The 17,422-nt window shown below is 59.2% G+C and carries 11 protein-coding genes; 3 read left to right on the top strand and 8 right to left on the bottom strand.

Annotation, left to right across the window (positions count from 1 at the left end):
* Nucleotides 1-339: 339 nt before the first annotated feature.
* Nucleotides 340-2,310 carry a serine/threonine-protein kinase gene (locus CJ255_RS17375; RefSeq protein ID WP_097645367.1) on the bottom strand — a complete coding sequence of 657 codons (1,971 nt, stop codon included), beginning with the start codon at nt 2,308-2,310 and terminating at the stop codon, nt 340-342.
* Between the two features lie 369 nt (nt 2,311-2,679).
* Here CJ255_RS17375 and CJ255_RS17380 point away from each other — a divergent pair, with 369 nt between their 5' ends.
* Nucleotides 2,680-4,086 carry a WD40 repeat domain-containing protein gene (locus CJ255_RS17380; RefSeq protein ID WP_165774779.1) on the top strand — a complete coding sequence of 469 codons (1,407 nt, stop codon included), beginning with the start codon at nt 2,680-2,682 and terminating at the stop codon, nt 4,084-4,086.
* A gap of 447 nt (nt 4,087-4,533) precedes the next feature.
* The gene (locus CJ255_RS17385) at nt 4,534-6,123 is read left to right on the top strand and encodes a CCA tRNA nucleotidyltransferase (RefSeq protein WP_097645369.1); all 1,590 of its coding nucleotides are present in this window, start codon (nt 4,534-4,536) and stop codon (nt 6,121-6,123) included.
* A gap of 6 nt (nt 6,124-6,129) precedes the next feature.
* On the opposite strand, the gene CJ255_RS17390 is transcribed toward CJ255_RS17385, so the two are convergent.
* Entirely contained in the window at nt 6,130-6,603 is a 474-nt protein-coding gene (locus CJ255_RS17390; protein ID WP_165774780.1) for a CoA-binding protein, read from the bottom strand.
* A 232-nt stretch (nt 6,604-6,835) separates the two neighbouring features.
* On the bottom strand, nt 6,836-10,693 hold the full coding sequence (bchH, locus tag CJ255_RS17395; protein WP_097645371.1) for a magnesium chelatase subunit H: 3,858 nt from the start codon (nt 10,691-10,693) through the stop codon (nt 6,836-6,838).
* Between the two features lie 247 nt (nt 10,694-10,940).
* On the opposite strand from bchH, the gene ruvA reads away from it, so the two are divergent.
* Nucleotides 10,941-11,537, top strand: coding sequence for a Holliday junction branch migration protein RuvA (ruvA, locus tag CJ255_RS17400; RefSeq protein ID WP_097645372.1), 597 nt, complete (start codon nt 10,941-10,943; stop codon nt 11,535-11,537).
* Nucleotides 11,538-11,622: 85 nt separating this feature from the next.
* On the opposite strand, the gene CJ255_RS23700 is transcribed toward ruvA, so the two are convergent.
* The 5 genes from CJ255_RS23700 to recJ all read right to left on the bottom strand — a co-directional run bounded on the left by CJ255_RS23700 (nt 11,623) and on the right by recJ (nt 17,256).
* Nucleotides 11,623-11,766 (bottom strand): hypothetical protein, encoded by a 144-nt coding sequence (locus CJ255_RS23700; RefSeq protein ID WP_165774781.1) that lies wholly within the window; start codon nt 11,764-11,766, stop codon nt 11,623-11,625.
* A complete protein-coding gene (locus tag CJ255_RS17405) occupies nt 11,763-12,434 on the bottom strand; it encodes a DUF4276 family protein (protein ID WP_097645373.1) in 672 nt (223 codons plus the stop codon). Before CJ255_RS17405 ends, CJ255_RS23700 begins: the two co-directional genes overlap by 4 nt.
* Nucleotides 12,434-13,810, bottom strand: coding sequence for an AAA family ATPase (locus CJ255_RS17410; protein WP_097645374.1), 1,377 nt, complete (start codon nt 13,808-13,810; stop codon nt 12,434-12,436). The genes CJ255_RS17405 and CJ255_RS17410 overlap by 1 nt, the downstream gene beginning before the upstream one ends.
* A gap of 550 nt (nt 13,811-14,360) precedes the next feature.
* The gene (locus CJ255_RS17415; RefSeq protein ID WP_097645375.1) at nt 14,361-15,413 is read right to left on the bottom strand and encodes an SPFH domain-containing protein; all 1,053 of its coding nucleotides are present in this window, start codon (nt 15,411-15,413) and stop codon (nt 14,361-14,363) included.
* A 130-nt stretch (nt 15,414-15,543) separates the two neighbouring features.
* Complete coding sequence (gene recJ / locus CJ255_RS17420) at nt 15,544-17,256, bottom strand: single-stranded-DNA-specific exonuclease RecJ (protein ID WP_097645376.1); 1,713 nt, start codon at nt 17,254-17,256, stop codon at nt 15,544-15,546.
* Between the last annotated feature and the right edge of the window lie 166 nt (nt 17,257-17,422).

Here is a 17,422-nt window from a genome sequence, read left to right on the forward strand (position 1 = left end):
GCCTCCTTCACGACCGGGTCGCCAAAGCTTTTACAGTATGTTGGACTGGGATAGCGGATTAATTTCTGGAAGACCATAAGTCGGCACTACCTACGGCCTCTCAGGATGACAAAACAACGGGGCAATCAACAACATCCGCTTCCCTAAGCGGCCCTCACCCCCGTCCCCTCTCCCACGTTGTGGGAGAGGGGCGAAGGCATCCCAGTGGCGTGTGCCCCCCGGTTTTTCAGACAGCTTCTAAGCGGCCCTCACCCCCGTCCCCTCTCCCACGTTGTGGGAGAGGGGCGAAGGCACTCCAGTGTTGTTCCGTTCCTCAAGGTCCGCGTACCCAGACAGCGCCTATCCCCCAACCTTCCAGAGGTAGATGCGTCCATCGTGGCTGCCGGTGGCGAGGGTGATGCCGTTGGGGCTGTAGCTGATGGTGGCGACGCCAGCGCGGTGATCAAGCGAAATGGGGATCATGGTGCCATCGCCGATGCGCCAAAGCCGCACGGTTTTGTCTTCGCTGCCAGTGGCGAGGATACTGGAATCAGGGCTGAAGGCGAGGTCGTGGATGGGGCCTTTGTGGCCACGTAGCTCCTCGATGGGGCGTTCGTCGCTCATGCGCCAGACTTGCACGCTATTGTTGCTACTGGCGGCGAGGTATTCGCCATCGGGGCTAAAGGAGAGCGAGAGAATAATGGTCGAGAAGCCGGCCAATGGGTCTAGGGGGCGCTGCTCCTGCAGATCCCAGCGGTAAATGGTGCCATCATAAGCACCAGCGGCCAGCATCTGCCCATCGGGGCTGAAGGTAAGGCTGTGGACGAAGGGGCAGGGTAGGTTTTCCGCAATGCTGATGCGGGTATCTTCAATGGCGCAGAGCGCAATGGTGCCGCCCCAACCACCCGCAGCGAGGTAGTTGCCATCGGGGCTAAAGGCGATGCTCTCGATGGGGCAGCCGGTAAGATTCAAGCGGCGCAGGCTCGAACCATCGGCGACACGCCAGAGCCGGATGCTCTCGTCATCGCTGCCTGAAGCGAGCAGACCACCATGAGGCGCAAAGCGAACCCCGCGCACACTGCTGCTGTGGCCTTTGAGCGTGGTTAAATGGGTGTAGTTATTGAGATTCCAGATGCCAATCGTATGGTCGTCATAGCCCGCAGCCAGCAGATCGCCCAAAGGGCTAAAGGCAATCGAACGGATCGGACTCCCGGTTGTGAGCATACGCAACAGCGAGCCAATTGGGGTAGCCCCTGGTTGGCTTTCGGGTTGCGACATGCTCGGCGTAATGGAACCGGGGAATGACGTCAGGCTCGGCTGCATGCCGGTCAGCGGGGGATGCGCTTGGGTAGGCTGGCTCACCTGCGTCCCAGGCTGTGGATTGGTAATCGCTTGGTGCGCTTGGGGCTGAGGGGCTGCAACGGCAGGTTGTGATTCAACAATGGTTGGCGCGGCGGGACGACTCCCTCCACTGCGCGCATGGGCTAGAGCAATACGCATCTCGCGGGCTGAGGCGGGGCGGTCGTCGAGCATGACCGCGAGTGAATGTTCAAAGACCGCCGCAATCGCTTCGGGGACGTGGGGCGCAAGGCTGCGAATTGGCTTAATTGGGTCGGGTTGGCCCTTGATCATGCGGGCCATGCGCGTCATCGCATCCGCCGGGAGGGTTGCCGTCAGCAGGTGGTAGATCGTCGCTCCAAGGGCATAGAGATCGCTGCGTGTATCGGGTTCACCATCGCGCATCTGTTCAATCGGCGCATAGGGCGGGGTAAAGCCATAGATCTTGCGTTCGTTAGCCGCAGCCTCAGCCACTTGATCGGGATGAACGGCCACCGTCATGCCACCACGGGCAAGGCCAAAATCGAGCAAAATAATATCGTAGGTTTGGGTAAGTTTTAGGTTTTTGGGTTTAATATCGCGGTGATAGACGGGCGAAGGGCGTGTATGAAGATAGTGCAACGCATCAAGCAACTGGTCGGCCCAACGCAGAATCATGGGCATGGCTTGTTGCGTTGCGAAGCGTTGACCCAAGCGCACCAACTGGTTCCCTAGGTCTTCACCATGGATAAACTCCATAACGAGGAACTGACCGGGGCCTTCGATGAAGTGGTCAATCACCCGGGGCAGAGCCTGATGGCGCAAGCGTGCCAGCACTTGGGCTTCATGTTCAAAGGCACGCCGATAGACCTCGTCGTTAAAGAGAGTCTCTTTGAGGGCAACATCGGTGCGGAGGCGCAGATCGCGCGCACGGTAGACTGAACCCATGCCGCCTTTGCCGATGGCTGCAATGACTTTATAGCGATCTTGGAGGATGGCCCCCGGCTCAAGCATTGCTCTTCACTCCCGACGGACCATACAGGCAGTCGTTGCTAGAACGATATACTGGTACCTAGTATAGACAAAATCTGGCACCGAGCAATTACCAAACGCAGTTTTAACCAAATGCGGGCGAACCATGGTTTCCTATGTTCGCAGTATAGCATGAAGCGGTAACGATGTGTGCTGATGTGCATGACGTTAAGCCCTCGGCGGGGGTTTGGGGGAGGCTTCGCCTCCCCCAAAAAAACTCTTGTTGTTCCATGTTGGCGGCTTCGCCGCCAACATGGAACAAAAAATGGCGTAGCCCTCATCAACAGAACAGCGTATACTATAAGGTGGCTGCCCCGCCGCAATACAACAACGAAGAGAGTAGTACCGCATATGTCAGATGCCAATCTCGGTGTTGGTGGAGTAACCATGACCCCGCATGCCCTTTTGCGGGCTGAGTTGTTGGTGTGCTATGGCGAGCAGTGTGCCCTCACAGGTTGTCGCGTAGTCGAGGCGCTTGATCTGGTCTTGATCGATCCGCGTGCCACTGCTTCACCCAACAATACGCTTGTGCTCCGTGCCGATGTGGCCCGCCTCTTTCGCGCCGGGCTGATTGCCTGCGATCCGCTCGATTTCAGTGTGAGTGTGGCCGCCTCTTTGGCCGGTACGCCCTATGCCGAACTGAGTGGTGCCCAGTTGCGTCAGCCGAATGATAGTTGTGCTGCCCCTGGACGGCGCTTTTTGGCTGAACATCATCGCCATTTTATGTTGCACCATGGCCATGGTCTCCAATCGGAACCAATGCTGCTTGAGTATGCCAGCGCCGCCGCAAGTGTCTCCGAGCAAAGCACAGATGTACCAGAAGTTCCAATCAGGCGTAGTGAGGCTGCAACTGGCGCACTCCCTTCGCAACTGAATCCGTTGCGCGTCCTGCATGTCAAGAGTCTCGTAAATGGGGTTGCCTGTAGCCCCGATGGATCACTGATCGTCACTGGCTCTTGGGATGGGGTGGCCCGCCTCTGGCAAATGGCCGATGGCTACTTGATCCAGACCCTGCAGAGCGATCTGGGCGAGATCAATACGGTCGGCTTTCATCCTGAAGGAGGCATCGTGGCCGCGGCTGGACGCAACCAGCGGGTGCAACTCTGGCATGTGGCCGATGGCCAGCCCCTACGGACGCTGTGTGATCAGGATGGCCACCAGGGAGCGGTCTTTGGCTTGGCCTATACGCCCAACGGCGAGTTGTTGGCCAGTGGCAGTTGGGATCGCACTGTGCGGCTCTGGCGCATGCAGGATGGCGGCCTTGAACGAGTATTAGCCGAGCATCGGGGGGCGGTCAACTGTGTGGCCATCAGCCCCACGGGCAAGCTGTTGGCCAGTGGTAGTCACGACCGCCAGGTGCGGCTGTGGCGCATGCGCGATGGGGCGCTACTAGAGGAGTTGCAGGGCCACCAAGATGCCGTCTTTAGCCTTGCTTTTAACCCTACAGGTGAGTTGTTGGCCAGTGCTGGCAGCGATCAAACCATTCGGGTGTGGCGTGTCGCTGATGGTGCGTTGCTCTATGCCTTGGCCGTAGAGCGCGGGGCGATCTTTAGTTTGGCCTTTAGCCCTGATGGCAAACTGCTGGCCAGTGGCGACTACGGACGCGCCGTGCGGCTCTGGCGCGCCACTGATGGTGCGCCGGTGGCGGTGGGTAGCGGCCATAGCGAAGGGGTTACCTCGCTGGCCTTTAGCCCTGACGGCAAGCTGTTGCTTACTGGTAGCTTTGATGCCACCGTGCGGATGTGGGAGTTGGTCTAAGAAGCTGTCTGAAAAGCTCGTGGGCACGCGTTGGAGTGCCGGCTTTAGCCGGCTGAAGCCTGATCCGCGCTCCCCCAACCTCCCCCCTACGGGGTTTAAGGGCGGACAGAATTCTTGTGCGGGTACCTGCGGATTCCTGATGGAGATGTGCCGGTTGGCCCTCCCCCCCCTTCCCCCTTCGACAGGCTCTGGTTCGACAGGCTCTGGTTCGACAGGCTCTGGTTCGACAGGATCTGGTTCGACAGGCTCACCAACCGGGCATCGCCTCTCCCACAAGTGGGAGAGGGGGCGAAGACAGCAAGATTCTTGGTGTTGCAACGCGGTTTTTGCGTGGCAACGTACATATTTTCTGTCCGCCCATGAACCCTACGGGGGGAGGGTTGGGAAGGGGGGCAAAGGGCTTATTTGCAAGGTGTTGCCTCATTGCCTTGAAAGATATTGTTGCTCATGCACTGCTCACTCCCTGCTATTCTCACCGACCTGAGTGCCTTCGCTGCGGCCCAAGGGGTGCAACTCTGGCTGGTTGGGGGCAGCGTTCGTGATCTGTTGCGTGGCAGGGTGCCGGTGGATTTCGATCTTGCCCTGGCGGGCGATGGTTTTGCCTTGGCGCGTGCCTATGCGGATGCGACGGATGCCGCCTTCGTGCCCCTCGATGCCACCCGCGCCACTGGGCGGATTGTGACCCGCAGCGATCCGCCGCTCACCCTCGATCTTGCGGCGCTACGCGGGCCAAGCATTGAAGCCGATTTGCGCTGCCGCGACTTTACGATCAATGCGTTGGCGCTGCCCCTTGGGGCATCAGCAGGTGAACTAATCGATCCAACCGGCGGGCAGGCCGACTTGATGGCAGGCATGTTGCGCCCCTGTAGCAGCACCAGTCTGCTTGACGATCCGGTGCGGGTCCTGCGTGCCGCCCGCTTCTGCGCCCACCTGGGCCTACGTCCAGCCGACGAGTTGGCCCCACTCATGCACGCGGCAGCACCACGGCTCGCAACGGTTGCACCTGAGCGCTGTCGCGACGAACTGTTGCGTCTGCTCGATGCCCCTTACGCCGCACCTTGGTTGCGCTATCTGGATGCGTGCGGGGCACTAACGCTGCTGATACCCGAACTGGAAGCGGCGCGCAACTGTGAGCAACCGCGCATCCACTTTTTGCCTGTGCTGGCCCACAGCCTCGAAACGGTCGCTGCGCTCGACTGGCTGATCGGGCAGATGCGGGGCGAGCCGCTGCCTGCGGAGCTTATACCATGTACGATTGTAGATTGCAGATTGCAGATTGCCGAACATGGCGTCCCAATGGACGTTAGCGTTCTTGATAATGCGGCATGTTCAAGGGTCATTGGTATTACAGCCCTACCAGTGGCGTTACAGCACAACCCCAACTTGAGCGGAACCATTCCCTATGCCGCCATGTTGGTTAGCCTGCTCAACGAAACGCGGGGCGGCGGCAGTTACCGCCGGAGCGCTTTGCTCAAGTTCGCCGCACTGCTGCACGACAACGCCAAGCCACAATGCAAAGCCCAACAGCCCGATGGTAGCGTCAACTTCCACGGCCACCAGAGCCAAGGGGCGGAAGTTGCTCTACAGATCTGCCGCCGCCTGCGCATCAGTCGCAACGAAAGCGGCTACGTCAGGTTGATTGTGCGCGAACACATGCGCCCCGGCCAGTTGCGGAACGCCGAAGTGGTGAGCGCACGCGCCATTGCGCGTTTCTTCCGCGACCTCGAGCCAGCCGCGCCCGATGTGTTGCTACACGAACTCGCCGATCACCTTGCGACGCGGGGGCCAACGCTCAACCCGCAGGCGTGGACGACCCATGTGGCTTGGATAGAGCAGGTGTTGCATGCGGGCTACAGCCCCGCGCCCGAACAGCCTAAGCCCTTGGTCAACGGGCACGACCTGATGGATATCCTCAGCCTCAGCCCAGGGCCGCAGCTCGGTGCCTTATTACGTGAAATCGGCGAAGCACAAGCCGCAGGCGAAATTACGACCCGCGCCGAAGCGTTGGCCTTGGCGCGGGCAAAGTTGCATGGGTGAGGAACGCTATGCAGGCATGCGTTTCGTGACCTTCATCAGCCAACACATGCAGCGATGGGCAAAATCTACTGGCTGCACATGCATCATGGGGCAGGAACCAGCGATGAGTGCAATTCCGTGCTGCTGGGCAAGCATGACCCCCTCTTGCGAAACGCTACTTGCCGCTTTGACCAGCGATTCGTGCATCCAGATGCGCGGTACCCCCACGTCAACTGCCTGTTGCACCAATGTCGTGGTCACCTCCGGGCGGGTGGCGATAAAGATGCCATCAAGCTTGCCCGGTACGGCCATGAGATCGGGGTAGCTCTGGTCGCCTTCAAACTCACCCCCAGCGGGCATAATCGGCACAAGTTCATACCCAGCACCCTTGAGTTTGCGGTAGATCAGGTTGCCCGTAATCTGGCGTTTGGTCGAGAGGCCAGCCACAGCGATGCGCCGCTGGGCTAGGAAGTCGGCGATGCGTTGGTTCAGATCTGACACGAAAATACCATTACCTTTCATTATCTTTTTTCGTTCGTTGTGGTGGCTTCGCCGCCACAACGAACGAAAAGAAGTTGTTAGCGCGAAGAAGCCTTGGGTTCGCAGCCACCGCGACGCTGGCTGAGCCTGTCGAAGCCAAGCGGCGCGGCCCAGAACTTCTTCGCGCTAACAAAGAATTTCTTCGGGGGAAGCTACGCATCCTCCGAACCCCATGCCGGGAGGCGCTCCTAGTTTACCGCACTCCCTCCATCTGATCTTCCAGATCAGCATAGATGCCGCGCAACTGCTCCAATGTGGCTTCGTCGGCCTCCCAGAAGCCCCGTTCGTTTGCCTCAAGCAGCCGTCGCGCCATGCCCGCCGCCGCTTGCGGGTTGAGCTTGGATAGCCGCTCGCGCATGGCTTCGTCGAGCAGGTAGGTCTCGGCGACCCCTTGGTAGACCCAGCCGTCCACTGCGTTGGCCGTGGCGCTCCAGCCGTAGGTGTTGCTGAGGCGCACTTCGATCTCGTGGGCACCTTCGTAGCCGTGGGCGAGCATGCCTTCAAACCATTTGGGGTTGAGGAGCTTGGCGCGGCTTTCGAGGCGCACGATCTGCTCTAAGCTGCGTACCCGCCCGCTGCCCGGCCCGCTGAACGCCTCCACTTCGGCGACCATCACTTTGGGCCGTGCCCCGCGTAGCTTCTCGACGCTCTTGGTGACGCCGCCGAGATACTCGTAGTAGTGATCCACATCGGAGATACCGGTCTCAACGCTGTCTACGTTCTGGAAGGTGGCCTGCACGGTACTGAGCGTCTGTTCGAGCAGTGGGCGCGCTTCGTACCATTCGCCGTTGCTGTCGAGCGCGAAGCCTTTGCGCGTCATGAAGACATCACCCAGTTGGCTGTCGTCCTCCCAACTGCTCTGCTCAACCATGTGGTTGACGTTGGCCCCGTAGCTGCCAGGGGCGTTGGAGAAGACCCGCGCCGCCGCTTCGTCAATGTTTATGTCAAGCGCAACCGCCTGGCTACGGGCGTGCTTGCGGATAAAATTGGCCGCTTCCGGCTCGTCGGCAGCGGCGGCCAAACGGGCCGCTTTGTCAATCAGCATGGCTTGGTGGGCCATGAGGTCGCGGAAGATACCACTGACGGTGCAGACCACATCAATCCGCGGGCGGCCCAGTTCGGCCAGGGGAATCAGAGCCACATCGGCAATTTTGCCCAACTCGTCCATCACCGGACGCGCTCCCATCAAGGCCAAGGCTTGCGCCACCCCTTCGCCGCTGGTCTTGAGGTTATCGGTGCCCCACAACACCATTGCGACCGTCTCCGGGTAAGCCCCTTCGCTGCGCCGCAGCCCCTCTAGCAACTCATTGACACACTGCGTCCCACTGATCTGTGCCGCCTCGGAGGGCATGCGGTAGGGGTCGAGGCCGTGGATGTTGCGCCCGGTGGGCACGACCGCCGGGTTGCGCACGATGTCGTTGCCGGGCGAAGCGGGTATGAAGCCGCCCCCAAGAGCGCGCAAGAGCCCCGGTAGCTCGCCATCAACCCGTAGGCGCGCCAAGAGATCGTTGAGCATCGTAGCAAGTGGGGCCAGCGCATCAGGCGCAACCCCTGGGGCACTCAGCGGTTCACCCGCCACAAGGCGCGCCACCGCAGCACGGCATGCCGCATCCACCTGCCGATACTGCGCTTGCGCGGTGCTATCCTGATTGAGTTGCTGGCAGAGTTTGGCATACTCAAAGCCTAGTCCCGCTGCAACCAACTCTGGTAGATTGGCCCCACCACCCGCCGGGCGGTTGAAGGTGGCCACCATACTCAGAATGTCCACCAACTCCTCACCCGCAGGCGGCTGCCCCAACACATGCAGCCCCACCGGAATGAGCCGCTGTTCTACCTCAAGCAAACGGTGGCTAAGACGGGCCAAAGCCTGCCCCACCGCTTCATCTCCCGCATCCCCGCCTCTCCCTGCCTCGCCTCTCCCTGCTTCGCCTCCCGCATCCTCGCCCCCCAACCCCAGACGCTCCGCCTGCTCATAGATGCTGGCGAGCAACTCAGGATCGGGGCGCTCTTGGTACTGCTGGAGGCTATCTTTCAGTTGCAGCAGCCCTTTATAGAGACCAGCCTGCTGCACCGGCGGCACGAGGTAACTCACCAACGTCGCGGCCCCCCGGCGCTTGGCAATCGTGCCCTCGCTGGGATTATTGACACAGTAGTAGTAGATGTTAGGCAGCGGGCCGAGCAGGCGTGCAGGCCAACATTCAGGGCCAAGCCCGGCCTGTTTGCCCGGCATAAACTCCAACGCACCGTGGGTACCAATATGGATCACCGCATCCGCCCCAAAGGCGCGGTCGAGCCAGGCATAGAAGGCGGCGAACCCGTGGTGCGGCGCGGCATCACGCGCCATCAGCATACGCATGGGATCGCGTTCATAACCAAAGGTCGGCTGGATGCCAATAAAGACATGGCCAAACTGACGCCCCTGAATCAGCAAGCGTTTACCATCGCTCAACAGATCGCCCGGCGCTGGCCCCCAGAATGGTTCAATATCCACATAGTGGGGAAAGATACGCCGATACTCCTCAACGCTCAACGTAGCCGCCACATTCGCATCGGTACCATGCACCAGCGCATTACCCTCGGTGAGCATGCGCCGCAGCGCATCGGCGCTCTCCGGCAACTCAACGCTATAGCCTTGCGCCTGTAGCTCCTGAAGCAGCCGGTAGACACTGGCAAAGACATCGAGGTAGGCGGCGGTGCCAACGCTGCCCATGTTGGGTGGAAAATTGAAGAGCACCAGCGCCACCTTCTTGGCACTGTTGGGCTTACGGCCCAGCGCCACCCGCCGCGCCACGCGGTCGGCAAAGCGCTCAATCTGCTCTGGGATGGGCACCGCGACACCCTCCTCACCCGACGGCCCGCCATAGACCAATGGCTCCGTAACGCCCTCAAGCTCGCCAAGGGCCACATTCATCGCCAGGTGCATCGGGCTGAGGCCACGATCATCGTTGCGCCACTGCTCTACCCGTTGGAAGACCAACGGAATCGTTTGCAGAAAGGGAACATCCAGCGCATCCAGGGCTTCATTTGCCTCCTTCGGGCGACTCTGCGCCATCCCGCCGGCAAGCGCAAAACCGGAGGTCGTAACGAGTAGATCGATCAGCGAACGGCGGGGTGACGGATCGCCATTGGCCGGACGGCGCACCAGTTCGCGTAGGTAGCGTTGCACCTTGCCGCTGCTCTGGGTTTCGCTGGTAGAAAAAAAGGCATCGAGGGCCGGGCGATTATCGAGGGCCGCCGAATAGGCCAAACGCGCCTCAATCCCACGGGCTTCAAGGGCACGAATCAAGGCCGTCAAGTGGGCCACATTGTCACAGAGCGCAATCACCCGCAGCGTTAATAGGCCCACCACCCCCTGATCGAGCCGCTTGCGGCGCTTGCGCTGCCACTTCTCATAGCTCTTCAGATCGGCAAAAGGCGCAGGCGCATCGGGGTGCCAGATCGCCAGATCGGGGTAGAGGAAGGGCTCTTCCACCGGCAAGCGCCCCTTCATGCCAGGCACATAGCGCTCAACCAAAAGACACAGCATACGCCGCAGATTATCGGGGCTATTGTGTACCCAAAACTGGTGCAGCACAATGAAGGTATGCAGATCACGCATACGCCCCGGCAGATACTTGAGCATGCGCGTGAGATTCTTGACCAGCGCCAACTGGCGCGACGCCTCACCGTGGCCATGCTTGGGGCGCAGCGCGTTCATCATCCCGCGATGACCATCCTGCTCATCGTCCTTGCCACTCAGCGTAAACTTCCCCAAACGGGTAAACTTCGCCAGCGCAGGATTACTCATAATAATCGCCAGCGGGCAGGTCGCACGCGCAAAGATCTGCTCCAACGGGCGCACATAGGCTTCACCAAAGAGCATCGCGCCCACCACAAGATCAGCGGCCAAGACATCCGCCTCAATCCGTGCGCACCGCACCGGATCGCCCAGATCCGCCGCCAGATAGACCGCCACCTGCAGATCGAGTTGATACTCGCGGTTGATCGCCGCCGCCGCCGCACGCAAGCCCACCGTATAGTTGTCCTGCGTACTCAGGAAGACAAAGCGCATGAGACCCTCCTCACATCTGAATAGTCAAAACTGACTTATTGTTAGTCTACGTGCTTTGAAGCTTGTGTACAAGTGAAAAACCGCTACCAAAGGAGCAGATTGGGCAACTAGGCAAGGTTCAGAAGAGGCGACGACGCGGGAGGCGACGACGTGGGAGGCGACGACGCGGGAGGCGACGACGCGGGAGGCGACGACGCGGGAGGCGCATCCTCGCGCCCTCACAAATGGTTATGCTACAATAGCGCTCATGATCGCACGCTTGCGCGGAACCATCGCCCATATCGGCAGTGACCATCTCGTCATCGAAACCCACGGCGTCGGCTTCTTAGTCTATGCGCCGCGTCCGGTGTTAGCCAACGCCGGGGCAATTGGTGACACCATGCTGCTCTACACCGTCCTCATTGTACGCGAAGACGCGCTCACGCTCTACGGCTTTGCCAACAGCGAACAGCGCAGCCTCTTCGAGCGGCTTATGAGCGTCTCTGGCGTAGGGCCACGCGTCGCCCTAGGGCTGCTCTCGACGGGCACCCCTGCGGAGATCGGCGGTGCCATAGCCCATGGCGACACCGCGCGCCTAGCGCGCGCTCCTGGTGTTGGCAAAAAGACCGCCGAGCGGCTGGTGTTGGAATTAAAGGGCAAACTCGATCTTGCCACCCTGCCGCCCCCGCCTACTGGCGCAACAGCGGCGGCAGTTGCGCTCAACAACGAACTCGGCGAACTCCTCACCAGCCTGGGCTACAGTAGCGCCGAAGCGAGCGCCGCGATCAACGCCATGCCCGCCGACGCCCCCGAAGATCTCGAAGAGCGCCTACGGCTGGCATTGCGTTACTTCGGGAGCGCGTGAGAGAGGTAAACTGCCGCCGAGTTTGTGGGCGATGTGGTACTGCCAAAACACCTTGGTCTAACCGTCTTGGCTGACAAGGGATATGTCAATGTGGTATAAGCACATCAGCGAAGAACCGCCCGATCTCACCAGCGCGCAGGCGCAGCGCCTCTTCACGCGGCACAAAGCGCCAACCGATAGCCTCGGCGTAACGGAGCATAGGATTTTGGACAGCGGTGCGTTCGGTCATGCTACTTCCTCACTCAGATTTGTGAAATGACACCCCAACGCAACCAGGGTGCGCATCAGATCTCCTTCAAAGGACTGAAAGGCAGGGAGCCGACGCAGTTGGGGCAGCGCAGACTCACGTGCTACAAGTTCAGCAAACAGATCGGGACGAAGCCGACGACGTTGCCGCTGGGTTTTGGCTAGCAGATCGACAATCGTTCGATCGAACAGCGCCTTGGCCTCGTGGCGATGAATGCGATCAGGATGGCGCGGAAACATAGGCACATGTCGTCGCGTTGCTCCAATGGCCTCAGCAAAGTGTTCGGGATCGGTAAGCAGCCACGCCTCGATAGCATGCACTGGTACAGCCCACACGATGGGAAGCGTCTGTGGACATGCGGTGGTTACCTGAGTGATGCCAGGATCAATCTTATACTGACGGACACGCTGATCATCACCGGCATCAGCATCAACATGACAGACCAGCAGGTCAGACTGGAACGCAGCTTGTGTCACAACTTCGACGAGAGCCGCATTAAATGGGCGTCGCGTATTCCAGCGCTGGCGATCTATGCTCAAGCGCAGCGCTGGCGCTGGTTGGGCTACAGCAATCAGACGCTCGATCAAAACCGGGATGACTTGCAGGTCACGTGCGCCTTCTGCCACAAAAGCGATCCGCAAGCTTCGCATTAGGGCACCCCACCGATGGCACCATCTACCCAGAGAGCGCCAAGATCGCGATCTTCCAACAAAGCCGCCAAGCGCATCTGCATCGACTCGCGGACCGTCTCGTTGACCAAGAGCGCCCCATTCGTCGGCGGAAGTATTGGGCGATAGCTCGTGTAGCGCATGGGCGGCACCCCAGCCCCCACCTGGGTTATGGCCTCGACCAATATAAGATCTTCTGGTTCCAGTTCGCGTACCAAATGGGGCGAATGGGTATTGATCAACACTTGGCGCAAAGGCATGGGGGGGCCGTCGGTTAGATCATCGCGCTGGGGATCGGTGGCAAACCTCTTGAGCAGATCAATCACCGTTTTGAGCCGACGGGGGTGGACACCGTTCTCTGGCTCTTCGAGACAGATCAGACCTACCTGATCTTCATCATACTGGAGAGCAAGCAGAGCAAGCATGCGCAAGGTTCCGTCTGAGAGAACCCGCGACGAGAAACACCGTCCATCAACTGTTTCGAGTTCGATCAGGTAGCGATGGAGTTCATCAAGTTGGCGAATATGTACCTGCCGTGTGCCGGGGATAGACTGGCTCACCCATGCGGAGATCTCGGCTTGCGCACTCGGGTCGTGGCGCATGATCCGGTGCAGCGCAGCCGCAAGATAGCGCCCATTGTGAAGCATGCGATCCGGGCCATCGATCTCATTTGGTTCACGCATTGCCTCAGGCTCAAGATGAATGAAGCGCCAACGGAGGAGCTCATTGCGTACGGCGCAGATATGGGGAAACTCACCCGCATCACGAATCACCTGCAAAATGGATTGACGTGTGCCACGACGCATAGTTCGCGGGCGGCTTCGTTCGGCACCATCCTGATGCACGGTGATTTCACCTTGCGCATCAAGCGAGATGTAGGGCGCATTGCGCCGTTTGGTAGTCAGATACATCTGCTTAAATGCTTTTGAAGCAGCCCACGGCAAACGCTTATCGCTCGCCTTGACGAACAACTGCTCACCGGCGATCTGGATACGTGGGCTGTGATCATGGTTTTCACGTTCAATCGTCATTTCGTAACGCAACCATGTGCGTTTGAGCGTGACAGAACCTTCAAATTCATCGTCAAATGTCGGATCGAGTAGCAGTTCAACGGCGATATGCAAGCGCCGACTGTACGATCCATCGGGCTGAAGGGTAAACATCTCGAAGGGATCGCCGCGCACCATGTGCAGAATATCGGGCAGATCGTGATTGGGGAGCATGGAAAGCAGGCGCAGGGCATCAAACAAGTTGCTTTTGCCAGCATTATTCGGCCCGGCAAAGGCCAGAAATGGGCGCATCGGGATGACCGCTGTCTGTAGTGTTTTGAAGCCGTTAATTTCAATCTGAGTAATCATCGTCTTTCCCGCTCTCCCGCTCTCCCGCTCTCCCGCTCTCCCGCTTTCACCATACCTCGGTATACAGCCGCTGCAAGAGGTCGAGGTGCCCCACCCCGGCCAGGTTAATCAGCGGGCTTGTGTTGGGTAAGCAGAAATTGTTACGTATCCCAGCAGCCTGTCATGCTGAATAGTCGGCGGGCATCGTAGTGCCGACGTTAGTCGGCTGAGGTTTTTGGCAGCGATGGGAAGCCGACTAAGGGAAGCAGAAATTGTTACGTATCCCAGCAGCCTGTCATGCTGAATAGTCCATGGGCGGGCATCGTAGTGCCGACGTTAGTCGGCTGAGGTCTTTGCCATCGATGGGAAGCCGACTAACGTCGGCACTACCTACGGTGTAAACAGGAACGTTCCGACGAACCTTTGCTCAGAGTGGCCAAGCAACGGGGCAATCAACTACCTGCTTCCTGCTTCCTGCTTCCTGCTTCCTACTTCCTACTTCCTGCTTCCTGCTTCCTGCTTCCTGCTTCCTACTTCCTACTTCCTACTACCTGCTACCTGCTTCCTGCTTCTAGGCCGCCTTGGTCGGGCCACTCGGCTCGTTGCCCTTCTCGATCACACCCTTCCAGATCATCTCGCCATCGCTGTAGAGCGAGGCTCGCACAATCTCGCCCACGAGGGCGTCGTGCATACTCATTCCGCGCTTATTGATCAATTCATCGAGTAGCAGGGCCAGATTGCGGGCGCGCACTTCAGCCTCAGCGAAGCCCTTCTGGCGAATGGCAGCGGCTTGCAGCAGCGCCTCATGTTCCGCCTTGGACAACTCACGCTCTCTATTCTGGGTACGGATCTTGACAAACTCATAGTTCAGTTCGATCAACTCAAAGACAATCTGATCAACCCGTAGCCCATAGCGCCCAACGACGCGATTGATGTCATCACGCACCTTTTGGGCCAATTTCAGCCGATTGAGGCTCAGACCATAGGGATCATACTCGGCACCGGGCGGAGCGGGGAAGGGCGTTTGGAGTGCAAGTTGCTCATCCTGCTCCAGGATCTCCGACCAAGCCCAAATCTCGTCGCGCACGCTATCATCAACGCGCTGGTGCAGCGCCTCATCAATTGCCTTGAGCCAGATACCCGTATCGGTACGCTTCAGGCGCTCGGTCTGCTCCAATTCACGGATGCGATCAGCCATCGTAGGCACAAGATTGGTATAGCAATGCACATGGTTCACAATATGATAATGGACGCGCACCCGCACCTTCTCAATCGCCGCAATGCGAAAGGTACGGGTCTGGATGCGCTCAATCTCATCCTCATAGCGAATCGGATAGTTGGGCATAACCGCCTTAATCGTATGGAGGAAGGGGATGTAGAGGTAATGGCCCTGGGTAAACGCCTGGAAATTGCCGGTCACATCGCGGCGAATCTCGGCATAGCCTGGTTTAACCTCGCGCCAGCCGCCACCCATCCCGACCATAAGCAGCATAACCCCAAGAAACGAGAGTAGCAGAAAGGGAGGCACCGGATCAATCGGATTGAGGAACATGGTCAGCAAATAGGCCAGCAGAAAGATACCTGCCATCCAAACCATCGGCCAGAAACGACTAGAACTGGTCATGGGATGCTCTCCTCTGCGTCTCTAAACTAAATACGAATAGATGTAGGATTGGTATCTTACCATGCTTCGCTAGGATGCGGGGGTACGGGAGGGAACTAGGTTCCCACCCGTACCCCCACCTTTCGGCGAATTACCTCTTGGCCCGACGAAAGTCGCGCACGTTGAGTTGCAGGCGGCGTTCGTTGTTCCATTCATTCGCTTCGAGGTAATAGGCGACATCAATGTGGGGGTGGCGGCGCAATGGCTCGGCGAGGTGGCCCATACGGAAGGCGATAGCCTCAAGCACTGGCCCAGAGTTTTGGCGCAACAGCATGCGTAGATGTTGGCCTTCGGCCCCACGTGGTCGGGCGTCTACGACGGTTACGTTGCTGCTCATCAGGGTTGGGGTAGGGTTGGTTTGACCAAAGGGTTCGAGCTGTGCAAGTTCGTTCAAAAGTTCCCAGTTTACACACTGCAATGGGATGTCAGCATCAATCGTCAAGCTAGGCTCGATCCCTTCGGCACTGAGTTGGGTTGCGGCAAGTGCCAAGAGATGGGCTTCGAGTTCGGGGAGTTTGCTATTCTCGATGGTAAAGCCTGCGGCAGCGGCGTGCCCCCCAAAGCGCACAAAGAGTTGATGGCAACTGGTAAGCGCTTCGATCAGGCTGAAGCCGGGGACGGAGCGGGCCGAGCCGCGTGATTGGCTGGGGCCACGTTCGATGAGCAGGACAGGTCGGCCCCAGGCTTCAGCGAGTTTGCCAGCGACGAGCCCAACCACACCTGCCGGGAAACCCTCGTCGGCCAGCACCACAATGCGCTGCTGGTCGCGCCCACTGGCTTCGGCCAACTCGCGGGCACGCGCCTGCACCTGCTTGGTTAGTGCTTGGCGCTCACGGTTGGCGGTGTTCAGTTCATAGGCGATGGTCTCTGCTTCGGCCTTGGTGGGGGCCAAGAGCAGATGGTAGGCGCGCACCGCATCATCGAGGCGGCCAGCAGCGTTGAGGCGTGGCCCAAGCATATAGCCAATATCGGTGGCACTGATATTGCCCAATTTGAGACCTGCAATCTGAATTAACGCCTGCAACCCTGGGCGTTGAGTCGTATTGAGCGCATTCAGGCCCATGCGTACCAACACCCGATTCTCATCGCGCAGGGGGCCCATATCGGCCACGGTGCCGAGGGCAACCACATCAAGCAGATCGCGCCCACGCAGGCCAGCGAGCTGCATGCCGCGCCGCACGAGGGCTTGCACCAGCTTATAGGCGATACCAACACCAACCAGATCTTTGAAGGGATAGGCGCAACCCGCCTGCTTCGGATTTACAATCGCCAGCGCTGGGGGCAATGTCTCAGGGGGATGGTGGTGGTCAGTCACAATCACATCAAGGCCCAACTGTTGCGCTGCGGCCACCTCGCTCACATTACTAATCCCACAGTCAACCGTAATCAGCAGACGCACCCCCTCAGCGGCCAATTGAGTCACTGCCGCTTGATTCAGCCCGTAGCCCTCACGGGTGCGATGGGGAATATAGGGGCGAATAGTTGCACCCATAGCCCCAAGCGCTTGGACGAGCAGGGTGACCGCAGTGACCCCATCAACATCAAAATCGCCATAGACTGCAATGGGCTCAGCCCGTTCAATCGCCGTAATAATCCGATCACACGCATCAGCCATGCCGCGCATCAGCAGCGGATCGTGGAGCATCGGGCGGCTAACATCAGCCAAGAAGGCCGCCACTGCCGCTGGATCGCGTTGATCGCGGTGGTACAGGAGGCGGGCAAGTAACGGACTCAGCCCTGTCGCACGAATAAAATCCTCTGGAGCGGGCGAGCGAAGTTCCCAACGTTTACGTAGCGCTGACATAGTAACCTTTTAGGGATGAAGGATGAAGGATGAAGGATGAAAGGGAAGGTTTCAGAAACATGCTTTCAGCTTTACCGTCGTAGTGCCGACTTTAGCCGGCTAAAGCCGGCACTCCAACGCCAAACCATAGACTTTTCAGACAGCCTCTGAGGTCTTTGGCAGCGAT

Source organism: Candidatus Viridilinea mediisalina (assembly GCF_002532535.1).
Lineage (GTDB): Bacteria > Chloroflexota > Chloroflexia > Chloroflexales > Chloroflexaceae > Viridilinea > Viridilinea mediisalina.

Bases quoted from the DNA above. Each gene is read 5' to 3' on its own strand.
- CJ255_RS23700 (WP_165774781.1), bottom strand. From the start codon at position 11,766: ATGACCGAACGCACCGCTGTCCAAAATCCTATGCTCCGTTACGCCGAG.
- CJ255_RS17415 (WP_097645375.1), bottom strand. From the start codon at position 15,413: ATGACCAGTTCTAGTCGTTTCTGGCCGATGGTTTGGATGGCAGGTATC.
- CJ255_RS17405 (WP_097645373.1), bottom strand. From the start codon at position 12,434: ATGCGAAGCTTGCGGATCGCTTTTGTGGCAGAAGGCGCACGTGACCTG.
- CJ255_RS17385 (WP_097645369.1), top strand. From the start codon at position 4,534: ATGCACTGCTCACTCCCTGCTATTCTCACCGACCTGAGTGCCTTCGCT.
- CJ255_RS17380 (WP_165774779.1), top strand. From the start codon at position 2,680: ATGTCAGATGCCAATCTCGGTGTTGGTGGAGTAACCATGACCCCGCAT.
- ruvA (WP_097645372.1), top strand. From the start codon at position 10,941: ATGATCGCACGCTTGCGCGGAACCATCGCCCATATCGGCAGTGACCAT.
- CJ255_RS17410 (WP_097645374.1), bottom strand. From the start codon at position 13,810: ATGATTACTCAGATTGAAATTAACGGCTTCAAAACACTACAGACAGCG.
- recJ (WP_097645376.1), bottom strand. From the start codon at position 17,256: ATGTCAGCGCTACGTAAACGTTGGGAACTTCGCTCGCCCGCTCCAGAG.
- CJ255_RS17375 (WP_097645367.1), bottom strand. From the start codon at position 2,310: ATGCTTGAGCCGGGGGCCATCCTCCAAGATCGCTATAAAGTCATTGCA.
- bchH (WP_097645371.1), bottom strand. From the start codon at position 10,693: ATGCGCTTTGTCTTCCTGAGTACGCAGGACAACTATACGGTGGGCTTG.